The organism is Epilithonimonas zeae (assembly GCF_023278365.1).
GTDB classification, from domain to species: Bacteria; Bacteroidota; Bacteroidia; order Flavobacteriales; family Weeksellaceae; genus Epilithonimonas; species Epilithonimonas zeae_A.
This window is the reverse complement of sequence record NZ_CP075338.1, coordinates 3,395,523-3,415,015: the sequence shown is the minus strand read 5'-3', so window position 1 is coordinate 3,415,015 and position 19,493 is coordinate 3,395,523. Positions and strand designations below refer to the sequence as shown.

Genomic DNA, 19,493 nt, shown 5'->3' with positions numbered 1-19,493 from the left:
AAATGAGTGCAAAAAAAGGCTTAAATCTTACGCTGAAAATTTGGAGACAAAAAAATAATAAGTCGAAGGGACAATTCGATACCTATAAAATTTCTGATGTTTCTACAGATTCTTCATTCTTAGAAATGTTGGATATCCTGAACGAGCAGTTAATCAACGAGGGAAAAGACCCAGTGGCTTTTGACCACGATTGCCGTGAAGGAATCTGCGGAATGTGTTCACTTTACATCAATGGTAGAGCGCACGGCCCGGATACAGGAATCACGACTTGTCAGTTACATATGCGTCATTTCAAAGATGGCGAAACCATTCACATCGAACCTTGGAGAAGTGCTGCTTTTCCGGTAATCAAAGATTTGGTGGTTGACAGAAGTGCTTTTGACAGAGTGATGGCTGCAGGTGGATTCGTATCTGTTAACACTTCTGGAAACACTTTGGATGCTAACGCAATTCCGGTTCCGAAAGAAGATGCAGATAAAGCAATGGACGCTGCAGCGTGTATTGGTTGCGGTGCTTGTGTGGCTTCTTGTAAAAATGGTTCTGCAATGTTATTTGTAGGTGCAAAAGTATCTCAGTTCGCATTGTTACCACAAGGTCGTGTAGAAGCGAAAAGAAGAGTTCTGAATATGGTAAAAGCAATGGACGAAGAAGGCTTCGGAAACTGTTCTAATACAGGAGCTTGTGAAGTTGAATGTCCAAAAGGAATTTCTTTGGAAAATATTGCAAGAATGAACAGAGAATATGTGTCAGCAAACCTTTCTACAGCCAATTCTTAATTAAAGAAAATTAGATTTTAGAAGCTAGAAATTAGACTTCTTTAAAAATATTAATCCGATTGAGTTTTCAATCGGATTTTTTTATTTTATGAAGCAACGAAGTTGCGAAATGTTGATAGAATTAAAATTGTCAAAAGAAGAGGTGCGAAGCTCCGAAATTCTTCTGTGATTACAAATCAAAAACACTTGGTCGTTTGGTCACAATACAGTCTTTTACCCAAAGCATAAAACCCATTCCAAGATAAAATAAGAAGAAAATTCCCGCTGTTGCAAATGTAGAATAGATGAAGAAAACGCGCAGTTTGGAAACAGGAATCCCAAGTTTGGTTCCGTATCTCGTCAAAACACCGAACCATTCTCTTTCCATTTTGTGACGTAAACCGTTGATAGCTTTAGGTTCTTTCATTTTCTTTAATTGGATTAATCATTCGTCTTCAGCAACTGAAAACCGACACTGCAATTTAAGCATTTTTTATGATTGCAGAATAGTTTGTATTGATAAAGAAAAGCCTGTGTCTGCAGCGCATTTTCGAATTTCATTCCTAATTGTTTCCATTCATCCAAAACCGAATTTTTCTCCGGTTTCATTTGTTTGTAGAAATCAAAAATATCATCTACTATTTCCGGATTATAGTTTTTATGATAAAAATATTTCAAAGGCAAAATTGTATTGATAATAATCAAATCAATAAAATCCTGACTGAGATATTTCTTACCTTCAGCTGTCGAAATCTTCCCAAAATTAAACCGATTATCCCAATATTCGGAAGCTTTGACATTTTCGAAAATCTTGTACAAATCATCAATCGTTTTTGCCTCAATCAGTTTTGAGAAAAGATTCGGCTGAGAATGATAGAGATTGGCGAGTTGTGATAATCTTATGGTTGGGAAATTAGGTGGACGAAGTTTGGAAAATTTGGGATGAATTCTGATATCAGACAAATTAAATTTCATTTTTAAGAAATCGAATTCACGTCTCCAGACTTGCATTATTTCGTCTGCTGGATCATCCAAAAAACCACAGGTTCCGAAAAACAAAGCTTCTAAATGAATATCATTCTGTTTAATTTTTTGAATAACATTAAAGTCCAGACTTTCTGCCATTTGGAGAAAAATTTCTGCATTCACTTTCAATCCGAAAGTGTAAACCAGATTTTGGAATAAAACCGCTTCGTAATTATGTTGATTTTTGTCTAGTGATTCTTGAAAAATTTGAGATTTGGCTTCCAACTTTTTGAGTAAAACAGTTTCTTCAAAAAATAACGGAATTTTGTTCTCATCAAACAATTCTTCGCAAGCGATGAAAGAATGTTCTGCTTTCAGATTCTGATGTTTTTGGAGCAATTCTTCATCAATATAATTTTTGAGCTCCAAAGTTGGAATCTGTTGCTGTTCCAATTCCGGAATATCACAATCATTAATATAAACTGCATGAAGAATCAGGTTCCCAAACTCAGGATTGCCGGAATGATTGTGAAAAAACCAATCAGAAGCTTTGGTATGAATCTCGATATTTCCTGCAAAAATGATGTTGTCAACCTTAATTTTGGCAAAGAGAAAATCCGGACCAGAATTCTTATTCCACTTTCCGAAATCTAAAATTTCAATCACTTTTCCATCTGTTGAGATGAAGTCGAAGCTCCGAAATTTTTTGTAATTCCAAAGATATTGTAATATTTCTTCGTTCATTTGTGTTAGTTTTTTAATTATTCAAACAAAAAACCCTTTCAGAGTTTGAAACTCTGAAAGGGTTAAGTTACAGAAATATTTTAAATCTAGATTTGAAAAATTAAATAACTCTTATACTAGACGTATTAGTAATAAAAGTAATTCTATCAAAGAATTGCACGCAGCCGGCTTGAGTGGAGCTCATTTTTTTGCCTTGGAAAAGCTTGGCAAAAAATAGCGGGAACGGAAGACGGATTAAGCTGCCCAAAACTTAAAAGTGATTCGAATTTATCTTTTATAAAGGGGTGTTCTTTTGGCCAGATAATCCAGAGTGGTTTTATATGCATTTTCGTAAGGCCAAAACGAGTTGTGATTCTGTGTAAAAAGGTTATCTCCATTGATGGAGAAGATGTTCATCGTAATGCTGGTTTCGTAATTCTGATAAGTTCTGGTGGAAGACGAATCTGTGGAATTGACTTTCACGCCGTTGTCTTTTTGCGATGCATTGGTCTGTGAACTTCCATAATTTGAAGTATAAACGCCTGATTTTTCTATAGAAACCAAACCGCTGATGACATATTCTACGTTCAGGATGTGACAAATTTCGCCCATTGTGAAGCCCTGAAGGTTGGTCTCATTGATTCCTGCTTTGTATAATAACGCGTTGGTTTCTGTCGGGTCTTGGAATTTGAGATTCAGTTTTTTGGAATTGAAAATCGTGTAAGTTTCCTGCTGGATTTTCTTAGTCATTGTCTCGTTGCTCTTTTCCTGGTCTCTCAAGTAACCGAAGGGCAGAATCGCTACTTTGTTGTGATAATCTCCAACTGCCTGGTTGGATTTTGTTGTGGCGTTCATATCATTAAGATATTCGATACGGCCTGAAGAAAAGGTGATTTTGGAAATATCTTTTTTGTTGAGTGTGTACTCCAGAGTCTCGTTCTGATGTACAAACTGAAGGTCATTCGGGTTGTACTTGACCACTTTTCCACGGAGTTCTCTACCGTCGGTCATTGTAACAGTGTCGGTTTGGGAATATGCCAGAAAACCAATGAATAAAAAAAATAGGGCAAGAAAATGTTTTTTGATACTCATAATGTTGTGCTTTTGATGATTCTACAAATTATTAGAAATATTTTTCTCTAATTTATAAAATAATTTTTAACAAAACATTAGTCTTCAAATAATTATGAATTTTTAAAAAAAACACTTCGACTCCGCTCAGTGTGACATCTCGAATTCTAAACGTTCAATAATGTCAGTCTGAGCGGAGTCGAAGACTTTCAATTTATATAAGATTTCTAGACTTCTTTATATTTTGCCTCTTCGAATTTTGCAATTGTAGTCTCGTACATATCAATATAAATCGGAAGAATATTTTTCAAATCAAAATGAACTGCCTGCGCTTTTGCATTCTTTTTCATTTCTTCAAGAAGAGTCTCATCACTTAGCAATTTGATGCAGTAATTGGACATTGCTTCTACGTTTCCTGTCTCTGCCAAAAAACCTGTTTCTCCCTGAATATTAACTTCCGGAATTCCGCCTGCATTACTGCTGATAACGGGTGTTCTCGCCGCCATTGCTTCCAAAGCTGCCAAACCAAAACTTTCCTGCTCAGAAGGTAAAAGGAAAACATCAGACAACTGAAGAATTCTATACAAATCGTTAACTTTTCCGAGTAATTTGATTTCGCCAATTAGTTCCGGATTATTCTCCATAAACTCAGAGATTTTCTCCATTTCCGGACCTTCACCAATGATGATTAATTTTGATTTGACTTTTTTATTGACGTTTTTGAAAATCTCCAAAACATCCTGAATTCTCTTAACCGGACGAAGATTGGAAACGTGAATCAGAATTTTCTCATCGTCACTCGCAAATTGTTCTCTCTGACAAGTTTTGCAATCATCAAAAACAGAATTATCAATAAAGTTGGTAATCACTTGGATTTCCTTCTGAATATTGAAAAACTGCAATGTATCTTTTTTCAGACTTTCTGAAACCGAAGTAATTGTATCGCTCTGATTGATAGAAAATTCCACAGCGTGTTTGTAACTTGGATGTTGACCAACCAATGTAATATCTGTCCCGTGAAGCGTAGTAACTAAAGGTACATCTTTGTGCTCAGCCTTCAACATTTGCTTAGCCGTAAAAGCTGCATAAGCGTAAGGAATCGCATAATGGGCGTGCAAAATATCCAATTTGTAAAGATTCACAACGCGATAAATCATTGACGACAATGCTATATCATAAGGCTGATATTGGAACAACGGATAGGTCTGAACGTTGACTTTATGGAAAAAAATATTCGGATTGGTAACATCCAAACGTGCTGGCAATGCAGAACTTATGAAATGAACTTCATAACCTTTGTCGGCCAAAGACATTCCCAATTCCGTTGCCACAATTCCGCTTCCGCCGTAAGTTGGATAGCAAAGTATTCCTATTTTCATTTTTTATTATATTTTTTGAACCACAAAAGTCACAAAAGATTTGTTTTAAACTTCTCGCAGATTTAGCAAATAAAGCTGATTAAAAAATCTGCATAATTAGCTAGATCTGCGAGAAAAAACCTTCTAATTTTTGCGGTTATAAATTTACTCAATTAGAGTCTTAGAATTTTTTGTTTCCGAACTATTTTTTCTATCAGTTTGATTTTGAATTTTAGCCTCGACATCTATTCCTATTCCGAATTTCAAAGTGTCATTCACCAAAACAGGGAGTCTTCCTGAGATTTTGGTTTGTCCAAGAATTCCGTTAGCTGTAGCTTTCTTAGAGTCTTCATTATTTTCGTAAGAAACCAGAACTGTAGAAACCTTAGAAATATCAATATCTTTCAAAGCGTAAGGACTTCCGAAAACATCCAAAATCACATTTTGATTCCTGGTTAAATCTGACAAAATTTTCTTGCTTGCATCAGAAATTTTGTAAGGTTTATAAGCTGTAGAATTATCTTTATGAAAGCCAACAATCACTTTTGAATTAGCAGGTATCGTATTGATTTCATTAGCTTTTTTCATAATGACAGTGGTTCCTGTATTGACTTGATTCAAGAAAGTCTCATAAGGTGCTTCTTCTAACGGAACGTAATAGTAAGTTTCTTTACAATCTAATGGCAATAGTTTTTTATCATCTTTGATTAATGTCAGAGCATTGGCGTACATTTTTTGAACTAAAGCAGAATGCGACGCATTATTCAAATCCTCGTTGACATTTTCAGGATTGATATTGTTGTATTGATTTAAACCTAAATAATACTTGGTCAAAAGAATCTTCTTTACGCTCTCTTCTACTCTATTTTGCTGGATTTCGCCGTTATCAATCGCTTTTTGAATCAGTTTCTTTCCAGTTGCAACATCCTGTGAAAATAACATAATATCATTTCCTGCTTTGAAAGCTAATGCATCTAATTCTCCAGCCTTGAACTTGTTTGCAACTGCACCCATATTCAATGCATCCGTAATAATTAGACCTTTGTAACCAAGCTTTTCTTTTAGAAGTCCGGTTATAATTTTTTTAGAAACCGAAGCCGGAATGCCTTTTTCATTTTCCAAAGTCGGAACATAGAGATGCGCAACCATAACACCTCCAACACTTTTATTCATTAATGCCTTAAAAGACGCAAGTTCTACTTCTTCCAATCTTTTCATATCGTGTGGAATCAATGGTAAATCCAAATGTGAATCCGTTGCTGTATCCCCGTGACCAGGGAAATGTTTAATCGCTGCCAAAATTCTGTTATCCTGTAATCCATCGGAATAAGCCAAAGCAGAATTCACCACATTATTGACATCGGAACCGAAACTACGGTTGCCAATAATCGGATTATTTGGATTGGTGTTGACATCTACCACCGGTGCAAAATCCCAATTGATGCCCATTCTCTTACAATCTTCGGCAATCTTGGCAGACATCTCATAAATCAGATTTTTGTCCTGTATTGCTCCTAGTGTAATCGCCCAGGGAAATTTGTGCGCTTTTGCAATTCTTTGGAATAATCCCCATTCTGCATCCATACCAATCATCAATGGTACTTTTGATTTGGACTGAAACTCATTAACCAGATTAATTTCTCTTGCGGCGTCATCCTGCATCAGAATTAAACCACCGATTTTATCATTGACAACAATGTTCCTGATCTGATTAATAAAATCTTCACCTTTGTTGGTATAGAGTGCTACAATAAAAAGCTGTCCCAATTTTTCATCCTGCGAAAGCGAGTTGTAAGTTTTATCTACCCAATCGTTGGCTTTTTTGATATCCGAATTGGAAATATTTTTAGGCTGATACTGAGCGAAATAAAATGGCGAAATAAAAGTTATTATAAGAAGACTTAACCTTTTCATATTTTGAAAATCTAAAATTCAGAAAGTTTCCATAAAGATATTAATTCCGCGGAAATTAGCTATTTTTATGGTCTGTAATTTGTAATTAAAATTTAACGTAAAATATTTATACCTATGAAAAAGTTTTTGCCCCTTTTATTATTGCTAGTTGCTAGCTTATTCATCTTCAGCTGTAAGGATGATGATGATGATTATGTACAAGTTGATGTGGATTATCCTGCTGTTTACGATCTTACTGTCAATTTCACCTTTAATACAACTGATGGCTGGAATTACTATCAGAAATTCAACCGTGCTTTATTAGATCAAGATTATGTCATTATTTTCAGACAAGCTGGATCTGAAAATGGAGCAATTGTTTGGCAGCAAATTCCAAGAACATTATATCTGCAACAAGGTGTGCTAGATTATGACTTTGATTTCACAAAAAATGATTTTTTAATTTATGCTAGTACTGGAGGAACTTATGATATTACTACAACTCCAGAATATTTGAATAATCAGAAATTTAGAGTAGTCCTTGTACCTGCAGTTTTTGGCAATAAAAACACTAACACTAGTGACCTTTCTAAAATGTCTTACGAAGAAGTTATCGCAAAATACAAAATCGATGACAGCAAAGTTGGAACATTATAATCCAATATTTCACAAATAAATTTAAAACCACAGAATTTGTGGTTTTTTTATGATTAAAAATAAATAATACTAAATCAGTATGAATTGAAATATTTATTGCTAAATTTGTTTTCCATTAATCATAAAATATAAAAAAATGTCTATAAAACTTGGCGATACCGCTCCGAATTTTGATGCAGAAAGCAGTTTAGGAAATCTAAATTTTTACGAATACCTCGGAGATTCTTGGGGGATATTATTTTCTCACCCTGCAGATTACACTCCCGTTTGTACAACAGAACTGGGAAAAACATCACAACTTAAACCAGAATTTGATAAGAGAAATACAAAAGTTTTAGCATTAAGCGTTGACGGAATTGAAAATCATAAAGGTTGGATATCTGACATTAATGAAACCCAAAATACAGAAGTAGAATTTCCCATCATTGCCGATCAGGACAAGAAAGTTTCAGAATTATATGATTTCATTCATCCGAACGCAAGCGCCACTTTAACCGTGAGATCTTTACTGATTATTGATCCTAATAAAAAGGTAAGATTAATCATTACTTACCCGGCTTCTACTGGAAGAAATTTTACGGAAATACTTAGAGTTTTAGACTCTTTGCAATTGGTAGATGGTTATGGTGTTGCAACACCTGTTGATTGGAAGGATGGCGAAGATGTGATTATTCCGCCAGCAGTTTCCCAGGAAGACGCAGAGAAAAAATTTACCAAAGGTGTAAAAGTTGTAAAACCTTATTTGCGCTACACACCACAACCGAATAAATAATTTTAGATTTTCATAGAAAAAGCTCAGAGTGACCTGAGCTTTTTGATTTTCTTAAGATTAAATATTAATTAATTCGCAGTAAAGATTTCATTTGTAAATTCTCCATTGCTTTTGGGCATTTCTATAACGATATTTCCGTTTTCATAATATCCAATTGTAGATTCGCCAGAACCTAATCTCACTCTGTAAACATCTTTCTTTGCAGTCGATTTGAAGGTTGCAAAAGGAACAGAACTATTGCCATCAACCAAAATAAACTGAGTATCGTCAATCTTTATTTTTTGTAATGTTGTTTTGCCATTGGTGTATCTCATAGCTGTAGATAATTGCGTGGAAGTTTCTTTTGAGTTTGATTCGGAAGAGACTTTAGCAACTTCAGAAGACTTTGATTCAACAACTTGTTCTACATCAACTTTAGGATTGGAAACAGGAATTTTGACCAAGGTCTGTCTCAATGCATCCTGATAACCTGGCTCAAACTCTTTTATTGTACTACTTCCCTTTTCAGATAAAATTACTTTGTTACTACAATCTTTAAATTGTAAAATCACCTTGTTTCTAAACATACTTTTATCGTCTAACATTTCTGCAGTCAGAATTTTACAAGGATTCATTAGTGCGTCATTAGGCCAATTGGATTTAGAATCTGTAAGAACCTGATATTTCTTCGCTTTCAAAGAATTTTTGAGGATCTTATCCAAACCATAGGACTTACTGTTCTTAAAATTAGCCAACTCATCAGGAATTACCACATATTTGTAATCCGATACGATTTGAGCTTTTGCTGATATTAATAAGAAAATGGAGAATAAAATTGAGATTCTTTTCATTACCTAGAAAATTTAATTTTTAATGAATTTTTGAGAATATAAAATTCCATCTTTTGATTTAATTTCAATGACGTACAGTCCTTTATTGATTTTAGAGACATCGATGGTCTGATTTTCCTGAGTATATTTCCCAGATGAAACAATGTTTCCAGCCATATTATAGATTTTATAAGACTCTGGGTTATAATCAATATTATACTTGACTTTTATAAACTCCGAAGCAGGATTTGGATACAAAAGAATTTTAATGTTCTGAACCGAGTTGTCTGCTTCTTTAATATTCAAATAAACAGGGAGTTCTGAAGTGATCTGGTAATATTCTAGACCAGACTTTTTGGTGACAGCGGTAAAAAGCAGTTTGTTCTCATCTACAAATAGATCACCTAAAAATTCATTTTTATCAGTATTAAATGCATCTTCATTGCTAACATTTATTGTTAATGATACATTTTCCGTAGCCCTGCCATTGGTTCTCCAAAGTTTATTGTCATTGGTTTTGGTGAAATATACATAGTTATTGATACATTTCAAATCTTTGATGAAATTATCTTCTCCAGATTGATTTTCTACTTTATGAACTAATTCTGTTTGATTGTTGTCATTAGTTTTCCAAAGCGCATAGATTTTGTCATAAGTCCCATCATAATAGCTGGAATAACGGCTTCCCGAGCCTATAAAAAGATTTTCTCCGCAGGTCAAAATTTTGTTATGGTTTCGGAAATAATCACTATTGTTACCCGCCTGATAAATATTTTTTGTATTTTCCGGTGTTCCATCAGTCTGATAAAGTGCGGTAGATGTAGTGTAATAAAACTTATTTTTGAATTCGGCACCGACATTATTAATAACATCAGGGTAGAAATAAGGTGTAGAATGATTTTTCAATAATGTTGTACCAGATTGAGTTCCATCAGAAATATATAAGTTGGAGTTGTAGAAAGACCCATTGTAAAAACTACTTTTTGATATTAAAATTTTACCATTCAAAGCGCCCAGTAGTTTTGGATCACCATCGTTACTATTTTCATCTAAAAAGCTAATGACACTTTTGGTGTTTTCCGGCGTTCCATCTGTACGCCAAATAGTTCTAATGTTGTTATCCTTGGCTATAAAATAAAGATAACCACCTGTTATAACCGTTTGAGAATCCAAATTATACAATCCACCATTTTCGTCGGTAGAAATATCTTTCAATAGCTCAATCTCAGTCGCACCTTTTTTGATTCTGAAAAGCTCTGTACCAATTCTACTGTCGTTGGCAGAAAATATGAGATATTCATCATTGAGATTTTCGAATATTCTACCAATATCATACAACATATTATCGGCATACTTTACAAAAATAGTATTTTCAAATGTTCCGTCTGTTTTGGCGAAAAGTGAATAATTGTTATTATTGATGCCAACATTGTATGTACCTTTCTGATAGATGTCATTGCCTAACTTTATCAACTCTGAATTAGAAAGGGAAGCCATCTCACCATTCCACTCGTGTTTCAAATTGTTAAGAATGTTTTTTTCTCCAGTTTCAGGATTAATCTTAAAAAATTGATTTCCATACAGACCATTATTAGCTACAACAATTAAACCATTGGAATTACGGATAAAACCTTTCGGATCACTACTTTGTGAGGTATTGGCATCCGAAAGAAGCGATATTTCTCTCGTTTGTTTATTAACTTTGAATAATTCTGCGCCATTTTCTGGTGTAGATGCCGTCAAATAAAGAAAATCATCGCCGTCGATAAAATTACTTGCTTCATCTGTATAAATAGTTGGCGTTGCATTGGGAATTCGAAACAATCCCTTTTCATCATTGTAAAGCCAGAAATTGCTTCCATTATTAGCTCTTGTCAAAATCAATTCCTGATAATTGGAAGAGGATTTATAAAGCAAAGGTCTGTCTAATTCGGAATCGGTAATTGGGATTTGTCTGGTTCCATCAGTTGTCCCATCTGTTTCCCAAATCTGGTAATCTCCGGAGTTATTGATAACATCAAAAGCAACTTTATTTCGATACCTAACAACCTTTGAATTGATGCCTATACTTCCCCAAACACCCGAAACTACATCTTTTATTAATTTTGTTCCATCAACTGTCCCATCACTTACCCAAGGCTCTGCTCCAAACGCAGAATCGGTTCCTCCAAAAACAAAACTATTTCCAAGCGAAAATCCTTGCATAAAATTACCTCGTACTTTGTTGGTAAATTTTTTTGTACCAGCAGTAGTTCCGTCAGATTCCCAAACTGCTGACTCCGTATCATATGCGAAAAAATAAAACTTGTTGTTAAAATCAACAATATCAAAATCATTCCCAATGGCACTGCCTGTGTTTGAAATCTTCTTCAGAAGAAAAGTACCATCTGTAGTTCCATCAGAAATCCAGACTTGTTTTCCATTGATTCCATCGTCTATAGCTGTTACTACTTTGTTTCCAAAAACCCTCAGATTAACGGATCCGCTGGTATACGATCCGAAAGTTTTAAGTTTTTTGGTCCCTGAATCAGTTCCATCACTGACCCACAATTGATAATTGATCAAGAAATAAATTTTATTTCCTGCTAAAACTACATCTTGGAAAAAAGATAAATCAGATGGAAAAGGAAAAACATATTGAGTTCCTGCTTCAGTACCATCAGTTGAAAACAGCCAATAATTAGAAAAGTTGGATCTCGCTAAAAAGAATACTTTATCGTTTAAAATATTGAAGTGTGGATTATTATCAATCCCACTATTACTGAATGGAAAAATATCTTTTACCAACTTGGACTTACCTGTTCCGAAATCGTAACTCCAAAGTTCTCTCCCTGTATCGCCATCTTCTGCAGTGAAAATCAGTTGATTTTTATATCTCAAAGTGTAATAAGGCGTGCTGGAACCTTGAAAGTTAATTTCATTAAGTTTTGCAGTGATACTTTGTCCCTGTCCAAACGTTATTAGAAATAAGGAAATAAAGAATAGAGCTTTTGTCATAGTTTTTTTATTTGTATTAATTCCTGAAACCTTGCATATCCAATTTCAAAGAAAAGAAATTAGAATAAAAATTGGAACCACCGATTCCTGAGTTGGTAATGGCGTAATCTAATGTTAAACCTTTATATTTAATTCCAATACCGGCACTAGGCTGAAAGGACACTTTTCTTTTAAGATCTTCGATATCTGTAATAGATTGGAATCGATTCAAACCTAATCTTACAAAAATCATATCCTGAAAAATCAATTCTCCGCCGACATAAGGCGTAATACTTGCAAAATCTGTCGAAACTAAAGCTGCGGTTTTTGCAAAATCGATATTAACACCGGCTTCTGGTAACAACTTCAAATCTCGATTGAACTCAAATGTTTTGCTTACTCCAAGATTCAATTTTGGCATTGTGATTTCCATTTTATCTGTTGGCGCTGGGTTGAATTCTTCCCCATTCACAACTGCTGACAACTCTTTCTGATTGATTGTCCAGAAATTGACAGTGGTTGTTGCATCTCTCAGCATAAATCCATAATTCCAATCGGTGTCTGTACGATAAACGGCGCCAATATCAAATCCAAAACCATAACCACTTGCAAACTTCCCCACATTCCTGTAGACGACTTTTGCTGTTGCTCCGACATCTAATTTTTGATTTCCATTGGGATGAAAAGCGTAAGAAAATAACGCAGCGTAATCTGAGGTTGAGAAAGAGCTGATTTTATCATAATCAATATTACCTTCGGAATCTATTAATTGCGTTGTATTTAGAATATTATCAACCCCTAACCTTACCAGTGAAATTGCAAAAACGCCATTTCCATAATCTAATGGTTTAGCATATGCGATATAATCATATTTAGCAATCGATTCAAAATATTCTGCGTGCATTGCTGCGACTTGCCAATCGCGGTCAATTTTCATCAGACCAGCCGGATTCCACATCGGAGAATAAACATCATCCTGATTAGAAATAACAGCACCACCCATCGCTAGTCCTCTCGCACCAGCTCCAATATTCAAAAATTCATTAGAATATTTTCTGATGATTTGGGCATCAAAGATTTGTGAAAAAATAATCAGTAAAAAAAATAAAATTCTTTTCATCAAAAGCTGTTTACAGATGGTTGTGTTCTGCAATTGTATCTTCTTTTTTTCGTTTTGATTTTATAATACCATTGATAACAATTGCTATAATCATCACCAAAGAAGCAATATAAAAAATGGGACTCATATGCTCTGAAGCTCCAAAGATAAAAAAAGCCAGAATAATCCCATAAACAGGCTCAAGATTTACCGTTAAAATCAATGTGAATGGTGAAATAAACTTCATAAGCCTTACACTTTCAAACATTGGATAAGCAGTAAAAACAGATGCCAACAATACTATTAACGCAATATCGGTATAACTTATTTCGCTGACAGAAGAAATTTGTCCTGTGAAAATAAAAAACAGACTAATGACCAACCATCCACCGGCAATCTCGTAGAAAATAATATTTCCGGAACTGGTTTTTCCAAAAATTTTACCGTTGAAAACAGAAAAAATAGTTCCGAAAAGTGCGCACAGAATTCCGTAAAATATGCCTTCTTTATACTTCAGTTCCGCGTTGAAAATCAAAGAAATACAAATCACAATAATGATTCCTATAATAACCTCGACCCAATCTGGTTTTCTTTTAAAAACCAAAGGCTCAATCAAAGCCGCAAATAATGTTGATAATGATAAGCAGGAAAGCGCGATTGATACATTGGAAACCTTGATCGACTGAAAAAAGAACAGCCAGTGAAAAGCCATTACACTTCCTATTCCCACCAGTTTTAGCAATAAGCCTTTTGTAACTTTAATACTTTCTTTTTTTACAATACGTAGATATAAGTAAAGAAAAACAGCAGCGAATGACATTCTGTAAAAAACCAAAAGTGGCGCATCCGTAGAAATCAATTTTCCTAAAATAGCTGTGAAGCCCCATAAAAACACGATAAAATGCAACCTCAGCAGATAAGAATTCTTCATTAGGAATATTGATTTTCAATTTGCAAAATTAGGATAAATTTCTTGTTTTGAAGCCAATAATCTGTGATGTCTCAACGAAAAATCCGTACAAAAATTCATACGGATCTCTAATAAGAAAACTTATTAAAATAAACATAAACTAACTAAAAATTTATTTCATTTATCCCTAAAACGGAAAATCCAGAGATATATTACAAAAAGGAATATTAAATTTAAAGTAATAACAATTAATAGACTCTTTCGTTTTGCCATCAATCAAAAAATTTTATCTTTAGACCCAAAGAAAACCCTATGGATTTAGAATTCAATAAAAGAGAAGATATCAACAAACTGAAACTTTCTGATACCAAGAAAATTTTGTCCAAAATCAAATTGGGAGGCGGCGAAAAAACGCTTCAAAAACAACGTGATCAAGGAAAAATGACGGCTAGAGAACGTTTAGAATATCTTTTTGATAAAAATTCTGACACTATAGAAATCGGTGCATTTGCAGGTTATGAGATGTACGAGAAAGAAGGCGGATGCCCTGCAGGCGGTGTGGTAGTAAAAATCGGATACATTGCCGGTAAACAGTGTATTGTTGTTGCCAATGATGCGACTGTAAAAGCTGGGGCTTGGTTCCCAATTACAGGAAAGAAAAATCTTAGAGCTCAGGAAATCGCAATGGAAAACCGTTTGCCAATTATTTACTTGGTAGATTCTGCGGGTGTTTATTTGCCAATGCAGGATGAGATTTTCCCAGATAAAGAGATGTTTGGCAGAATTTTCAGAAATAATGCTAAAATGAGTTCTGCAGGGATTATTCAGATTTCTGCGATTATGGGAAGCTGTGTTGCTGGTGGGGCTTATCTCCCGATAATGAGTGATGAAGCGATGATTGTTGACAAAACCGGAAGTATTTTCTTAGCAGGAAGTTATCTTGTAAAAGCAGCAATTGGCGAATCTATTGACAATGAAGCTTTGGGCGGTGCAACAATGCACAGCTCAATTTCTGGCGTCGTAGATTATAAAGCCAAGGATGACAAGGATGCTTTGGATCGCATTAAAAATATAATGAAATCAATCGGAGATTTTGAAAAAGCAGGCTTTGACAGAACCGAAAGTTTTCCTCCAAAAGAAAATCCGGACAATATTTTTGGAATAATGCCAGCTGTGAGATCTGAGCAATATGACACTTTTGAAATCATAAAATGTCTTGTTGACAATTCCGAATACGAAGAATATAAACCAGATTACGGAAAAAGTATTATTTGTGCAACTGCCAGAATCGATGGTTGGAGTGTGGGAATTGTTGCCAACCAAAGAAAACTCGTAAAAAGCGGAAAAGGCGAAATGCAGTTTGGTGGTGTGATCTATTCTGATTCTGCTGATAAAGCAACGCGTTTTATTGCTAACTGTAATCAAAGAAAAATTCCGTTGGTTTTTCTTCAGGATGTTACAGGCTTTATGGTTGGTTCCAAATCTGAACAAGGCGGTATTATAAAAGACGGTGCCAAAATGGTAAACGCAGTGTCAAATTCCGTGGTTCCGAAATTCACTGTGATTACAGGAAATTCTTATGGCGCAGGAAATTACGCGATGTGCGGAAAAGCTTATGACCCAAGATTGATTGTTGCTTGGCCGTGGGCAGAATTAGCCGTGATGGGAGGTTCGCAGGCAGGAAATGTTTTATTACAAATCCAGGAATCTTCACTTAAAAAACAAGGAAAGGAAATCTCGGAAGAAGAACGAAAAGAAATTCTTGACAAAATTCTGAAAGATTACAACAAACAAATCCAGCCGACTTACGCCGCAGCAAGGCTTTGGACAGATGCTATCATTAACCCTCTCGATACCAGAAAATGGATCAGTATGGGAATAGAAGCGGCTAATCATTCTCCAATTACAGAAAAATTTAATCTAGGTGTGATTCAAGTATAAAATTTATTTTATCTTTGCAAGACACACTTATAAAGATGAAAAATTTATTTATTCCGATTGCCGGTTTCCTGGCAATCACAAACTTGTATGGACAATGTGCCATTACACCAAGTAAAATCCCAACCCCAAACGAGATCACAACCATTACAGTTAATGCCGATGCACAATGTGATGAATGTTATTCCTGGAAATCGTCCAACGAACAAGTTGTAAAGATTGAAGGCAACAGCAAACTGAAAAGTGTAAATCTGGCAGGAAAAAGTTTCGGAAAAAGTACAATCTCTGTTTCTATCTTAACAGATAAAGGCGTTGTGTTATGCGAAAAGAACATTGATATTGTTGATGCTAAACAAAATCTTCTTGAGAACAGTTGTGGTATTAATATCGATGATTTCAAAGATGTGAAAGTGAGCGAATCTATTATTTCTTTCTTTCCCAATGCCAATTCCGGAGATTATCTTTACAAATGGACTGTATCTTACGCCAATGGAGAAACCAGCGAATCCACAGAAAAGATTCCACAATTCACATACTCGGAAAGTAACTACATCAATTCTGTAAAACTTAAAATTAGTAATAAAGTTCTTTTGTGCTCTATTACATTGTCCAAAAAATTTGATGCTAATTATTGGAAAGCTTCCAAAAACATTGTGGAGCAGAAAGTATATTCTCCAATAAGCTACAGCGATTATGTGAAACCTAAAGACCAATCTAAAATGTCACATTAAGTCTTGAAACTTAAATAAACTAACAGAAACTTCCGGCAATGGAAGTTTTTTTATTACCAAATTTGAATTGATTTTTAATAAAATTAAAATATTTTTTAACTTTATTAAAATTATCATTACATTTGTAAAACAAAATTAAACTAAATGAAACTTCCCATTATCTGCCCAAGTTGCGATCATACTCTGAATGTAAGTCAGATGAAGTGTCCTTCTTGCGCTACACAAGTCAATGGCGATTACGAACTTCCTACACTTTTGAAATTGAGCAGGGATGATCAAGACTTCATTCTTAACTTTTTTCTTTCCAGTGGAAGCATCAAAGAAATGGCGAAGCAAGCTGAACTTTCTTATCCTACAATGAGGAACAAAATGGATGACCTCATCGAAAAAGTAAAACAACTTCAAAACTAAAACTATGACCTGGAAAACTATATTCAATCCGTTTGAAAAATATGATGAGAAGACATTATTGATTGTTGGAATTACTTTCCTGATTCTGCTGATTCCTATTGGTTACTGGACCAATGCTTATTTTACCAGCATTTACAGAATCTCATATTTGGAAAAAAGCAATTTTTACAGCATTATTGTTCCTACGCTTATTAGTTTTGTTTCAACCATTATCGTACTGTATATTTTAGGGATTATTTTATACCGAAAAACCAGAATCATTGACATCATCAATACAGTTTTGATTTCACAAATTCCTATTATCCTATTACTATCCACAGAAAAAATACGTTATATAAAAACCGTTGGCGACAGAGTAAGAACTTATCAGGAGAACCCAACCAGCGCTTTTCCTTTCTTGGATTTTGTAATAATGATGCTCGTCATTTTTATAACAATGGGAAGTTTGATTTACAGCTTCGTTCTTTTTTATAATGGATTCAGAACTGCGACTAATATTAAAAAATGGCAGCACATTACACTCTTTTGTATAGTTACATTTTTCACCGTTGTTATTTGCCAGATATTCAATAACTAAATACTAATTTTTTATGAAAACCAAATTTTTATTGGTGCTGATTTTATTAGCACAGACTTTTTACGCCCAAGATTTAACAGGTTCTTGGAGAGGAGAAATCGATTTAGGAGCGATGAAACTCCCTCTTATTCTTGACATTAAAAAAGAAAACAACAGCTACGTTTCTACTGCAAGAAGTCCAAAACAAGGCGACAAAATCATCCAGGTTGATAAAACCGAATTCAATAATAATGAATTAATTTTTGAAATGAATGAACTGAAGGCATCATACAAAGGTCAGTACAAAACCGATCATTTTGAAGGAACATTCGAACAGAATTCAAGATCGTTCCCATTAAATCTTTATCGAATTGACGGCATCGAGAAATCAAGTCCGAAAGATGAAAAGATCAAAGACATCGGCAACAGGGAAATCAATACTAAGAAAATTGATGATTTCTTGAACTATATGACTGCAAACAAGCAATCTGTCGGAAGTATTTCGATTTTCAGAAAGGGGAAAGAAATTTATCAAAGAAACTTCGGGCAAGATCAATTACCGAATGTCAAATGGAATCCCAACACGCAATATCAGGTTGGATCTATCAGCAAATTGTTTACTGCTGTGATGCTGATGCAACAGGTGGAAAAAGGAAAACTGAACCTCAATGACAAGCTTTCCAAATATTATCCTGAAATCCCAAATGCCGATAAAATCACTATCGAAAAACTGATGAATCACACGAGTGGTTTAGGCGATTATGTTGGCGAAAATTATCAATGGCTTTTCAAAAAACCAGTGGGCGATAAAGCAATCCTTGACACCATCAAAGCACACGGTGTTGAGTTTGGGCCGGGTGAAAAAACAAGATACTCCAATTCGGGCTATTATCTATTGAGTAGAATTTTGGAGAAAGTGGCAAAGAAACCTTACCATGTTCTTCTGAAAGAAAATATTACCAGCAAAGCGAATATGAAGAACACTTTTTCGGTTCTTGACAATCCGGAAAACGTATTCAAATCTTATAAAAACCAAGACGGCAAATGGGTAGAAATTGAGGATTTCGATTTCCATAACTGTATCGGTTTGGGCGATATTGTTTCTACATCATATGATCTTAATCTTTTTATTAATGCCTTATTCAATAACAAATTTGTGAAGAAAGAGACATTGGAAAAAATGATGCCGAAACCAAGCTCAGACTTAAAATTCGGATTAGGAATAATGCCTGTCCCGTTTTACAATCAGGTTTCATTTGGGCACGGAGGCGACACAGCCGGAAGCCACTCTATCACATCTTATAATACAAAAGAAAATTATTCGGTTTCTATGGTTATTAATGGAGAAGAATTTCCACATAACAACCTAGCGATCGGTATCCTGAGCTTGATTTATAATTTAGATTATGAATATCCCAAATTCGGATCCGGAACTAATGCCACTTCTAAAACACCTGAGAAATTCCAAAAATATATTGGCGATTATACTTCACCTGATATTGCTATGGATTTGAAAATCTATTCGGAAGGTGATCAATTATTTGCCCAAGGAAAGGGACAATCTGCATTTCCATTAGAACATGTTGATAAAGATCAGTTCAAATTTGCACCGGCAAAAATTGAGGTGGTTTTCTTCCCGAATCAGTTACAACTAATCCAAAACGGAAAAACTTACAACTACACCAAAAAGTAATTAATAAAAACCTGCGCAGAGACTGGTCAATCGTTGCGCAGGTTTCACTCGACGGCTGCGCACCCAACAACGTCTCTGCGCAGAGAGGACTCGACCGATTCGATAATAATATTCAAACCATAAAAAACGAGGCTTTTCCTTGATGGATCAGCCTCGTTTAATAAAAACACAATTA

The 19,493-nt window shown here is 34.8% G+C and carries 17 protein-coding genes; 8 read left to right on the top strand and 9 right to left on the bottom strand.

All coding sequences use genetic code 11. The features are described from left to right. The first annotated feature begins 2 nt into the window (after positions 1-2). Complete coding sequence (locus KI430_RS15590) at positions 3-776, top strand: succinate dehydrogenase/fumarate reductase iron-sulfur subunit (RefSeq protein WP_248875840.1); 774 nt, start codon at positions 3-5, stop codon at positions 774-776. A gap of 169 nt (positions 777-945) precedes the next feature. Here KI430_RS15590 and KI430_RS15585 read toward each other — a convergent pair whose 3' ends face one another. From KI430_RS15585 to KI430_RS15565, 5 genes are all read right to left on the bottom strand, one after another. Then, positions 946-1,182 carry a PspC family transcriptional regulator gene (locus KI430_RS15585; protein WP_248875839.1) on the bottom strand — a complete coding sequence of 79 codons (237 nt, stop codon included), beginning with the start codon at positions 1,180-1,182 and terminating at the stop codon, positions 946-948. A 14-nt stretch (positions 1,183-1,196) separates the two neighbouring features. Continuing rightward, a complete protein-coding gene (locus tag KI430_RS15580) occupies positions 1,197-2,465 on the bottom strand; it encodes a DUF2851 family protein (protein ID WP_248875838.1) in 1,269 nt (422 codons plus the stop codon). A 267-nt stretch (positions 2,466-2,732) separates the two neighbouring features. Further along, complete coding sequence (locus tag KI430_RS15575; RefSeq protein WP_248875837.1) at positions 2,733-3,536, bottom strand: hypothetical protein; 804 nt, start codon at positions 3,534-3,536, stop codon at positions 2,733-2,735. A gap of 206 nt (positions 3,537-3,742) precedes the next feature. Next, positions 3,743-4,894: an N-acetyl-alpha-D-glucosaminyl L-malate synthase BshA gene (gene bshA / locus KI430_RS15570; RefSeq protein ID WP_248875836.1), complete on the bottom strand. Its 1,152-nt coding sequence runs from the start codon at positions 4,892-4,894 to the stop codon at positions 3,743-3,745. 144 nt (positions 4,895-5,038) lie between these two features. Beyond that, positions 5,039-6,787 carry a glycoside hydrolase family 3 protein gene (locus tag KI430_RS15565; RefSeq protein WP_248875835.1) on the bottom strand — a complete coding sequence of 583 codons (1,749 nt, stop codon included), beginning with the start codon at positions 6,785-6,787 and terminating at the stop codon, positions 5,039-5,041. A 126-nt stretch (positions 6,788-6,913) separates the two neighbouring features. Between KI430_RS15565 and KI430_RS15560 the strand changes: the two genes are divergently transcribed. Both KI430_RS15560 and KI430_RS15555 read left to right on the top strand, forming a co-directional pair. Then, complete coding sequence (locus KI430_RS15560) at positions 6,914-7,423, top strand: hypothetical protein (protein ID WP_248875834.1); 510 nt, start codon at positions 6,914-6,916, stop codon at positions 7,421-7,423. A gap of 136 nt (positions 7,424-7,559) precedes the next feature. Continuing rightward, on the top strand, positions 7,560-8,195 hold the full coding sequence (locus tag KI430_RS15555) for a peroxiredoxin (RefSeq protein WP_248875833.1): 636 nt from the start codon (positions 7,560-7,562) through the stop codon (positions 8,193-8,195). A gap of 68 nt (positions 8,196-8,263) precedes the next feature. On the opposite strand, the gene KI430_RS15550 is transcribed toward KI430_RS15555, so the two are convergent. The 4 genes from KI430_RS15550 to KI430_RS15535 are packed head-to-tail and all read right to left on the bottom strand — an operon-like array spanning position 8,264 to position 14,010. Then, entirely contained in the window at positions 8,264-9,025 is a 762-nt protein-coding gene (locus KI430_RS15550) for a hypothetical protein (protein WP_248875832.1), read from the bottom strand. 12 nt (positions 9,026-9,037) lie between these two features. After that, complete coding sequence (locus tag KI430_RS15545) at positions 9,038-12,001, bottom strand: T9SS type A sorting domain-containing protein (RefSeq protein WP_248875831.1); 2,964 nt, start codon at positions 11,999-12,001, stop codon at positions 9,038-9,040. A 16-nt stretch (positions 12,002-12,017) separates the two neighbouring features. Beyond that, positions 12,018-13,100: a PorV/PorQ family protein gene (locus tag KI430_RS15540; RefSeq protein ID WP_248875830.1), complete on the bottom strand. Its 1,083-nt coding sequence runs from the start codon at positions 13,098-13,100 to the stop codon at positions 12,018-12,020. 10 nt (positions 13,101-13,110) lie between these two features. Further along, entirely contained in the window at positions 13,111-14,010 is a 900-nt protein-coding gene (locus tag KI430_RS15535) for a DMT family transporter (protein ID WP_248875829.1), read from the bottom strand. Between the two features lie 291 nt (positions 14,011-14,301). On the opposite strand from KI430_RS15535, the gene KI430_RS15530 reads away from it, so the two are divergent. From KI430_RS15530 to KI430_RS15510, 5 genes are all read left to right on the top strand, one after another. Further along, a complete protein-coding gene (locus KI430_RS15530) occupies positions 14,302-15,930 on the top strand; it encodes an acyl-CoA carboxylase subunit beta (protein WP_248875828.1) in 1,629 nt (542 codons plus the stop codon). A gap of 35 nt (positions 15,931-15,965) precedes the next feature. After that, positions 15,966-16,658, top strand: coding sequence for a hypothetical protein (locus tag KI430_RS15525; RefSeq protein ID WP_248875827.1), 693 nt, complete (start codon positions 15,966-15,968; stop codon positions 16,656-16,658). Positions 16,659-16,802: 144 nt separating this feature from the next. Beyond that, entirely contained in the window at positions 16,803-17,069 is a 267-nt protein-coding gene (locus KI430_RS15520; protein WP_248875826.1) for a DUF2089 family protein, read from the top strand. Between the two features lie 4 nt (positions 17,070-17,073). Further along, a complete protein-coding gene (locus KI430_RS15515; RefSeq protein WP_248875825.1) occupies positions 17,074-17,646 on the top strand; it encodes a hypothetical protein in 573 nt (190 codons plus the stop codon). 13 nt (positions 17,647-17,659) lie between these two features. Continuing rightward, positions 17,660-19,318 (top strand): serine hydrolase domain-containing protein, encoded by a 1,659-nt coding sequence (locus KI430_RS15510; RefSeq protein WP_248875824.1) that lies wholly within the window; start codon positions 17,660-17,662, stop codon positions 19,316-19,318. Positions 19,319-19,493 lie beyond the last annotated feature (175 nt).

Bases quoted from the DNA above. Each gene is read 5' to 3' on its own strand.
- KI430_RS15590 (WP_248875840.1), top strand. From the start codon at position 3: ATGAGTGCAAAAAAAGGCTTAAATCTTACGCTGAAAATTTGGAGACAA.
- KI430_RS15585 (WP_248875839.1), bottom strand. From the start codon at position 1,182: ATGAAAGAACCTAAAGCTATCAACGGTTTACGTCACAAAATGGAAAGA.
- KI430_RS15580 (WP_248875838.1), bottom strand. From the start codon at position 2,465: ATGAACGAAGAAATATTACAATATCTTTGGAATTACAAAAAATTTCGG.
- KI430_RS15575 (WP_248875837.1), bottom strand. From the start codon at position 3,536: ATGAGTATCAAAAAACATTTTCTTGCCCTATTTTTTTTATTCATTGGT.
- bshA (WP_248875836.1), bottom strand. From the start codon at position 4,894: ATGAAAATAGGAATACTTTGCTATCCAACTTACGGCGGAAGCGGAATT.
- KI430_RS15565 (WP_248875835.1), bottom strand. From the start codon at position 6,787: ATGAAAAGGTTAAGTCTTCTTATAATAACTTTTATTTCGCCATTTTAT.
- KI430_RS15555 (WP_248875833.1), top strand. From the start codon at position 7,560: ATGTCTATAAAACTTGGCGATACCGCTCCGAATTTTGATGCAGAAAGC.
- KI430_RS15550 (WP_248875832.1), bottom strand. From the start codon at position 9,025: ATGAAAAGAATCTCAATTTTATTCTCCATTTTCTTATTAATATCAGCA.
- KI430_RS15545 (WP_248875831.1), bottom strand. From the start codon at position 12,001: ATGACAAAAGCTCTATTCTTTATTTCCTTATTTCTAATAACGTTTGGA.
- KI430_RS15540 (WP_248875830.1), bottom strand. From the start codon at position 13,100: ATGAAAAGAATTTTATTTTTTTTACTGATTATTTTTTCACAAATCTTT.
- KI430_RS15535 (WP_248875829.1), bottom strand. From the start codon at position 14,010: ATGAAGAATTCTTATCTGCTGAGGTTGCATTTTATCGTGTTTTTATGG.
- KI430_RS15530 (WP_248875828.1), top strand. From the start codon at position 14,302: ATGGATTTAGAATTCAATAAAAGAGAAGATATCAACAAACTGAAACTT.
- KI430_RS15525 (WP_248875827.1), top strand. From the start codon at position 15,966: ATGAAAAATTTATTTATTCCGATTGCCGGTTTCCTGGCAATCACAAAC.
- KI430_RS15520 (WP_248875826.1), top strand. From the start codon at position 16,803: ATGAAACTTCCCATTATCTGCCCAAGTTGCGATCATACTCTGAATGTA.
- KI430_RS15515 (WP_248875825.1), top strand. From the start codon at position 17,074: ATGACCTGGAAAACTATATTCAATCCGTTTGAAAAATATGATGAGAAG.
- KI430_RS15510 (WP_248875824.1), top strand. From the start codon at position 17,660: ATGAAAACCAAATTTTTATTGGTGCTGATTTTATTAGCACAGACTTTT.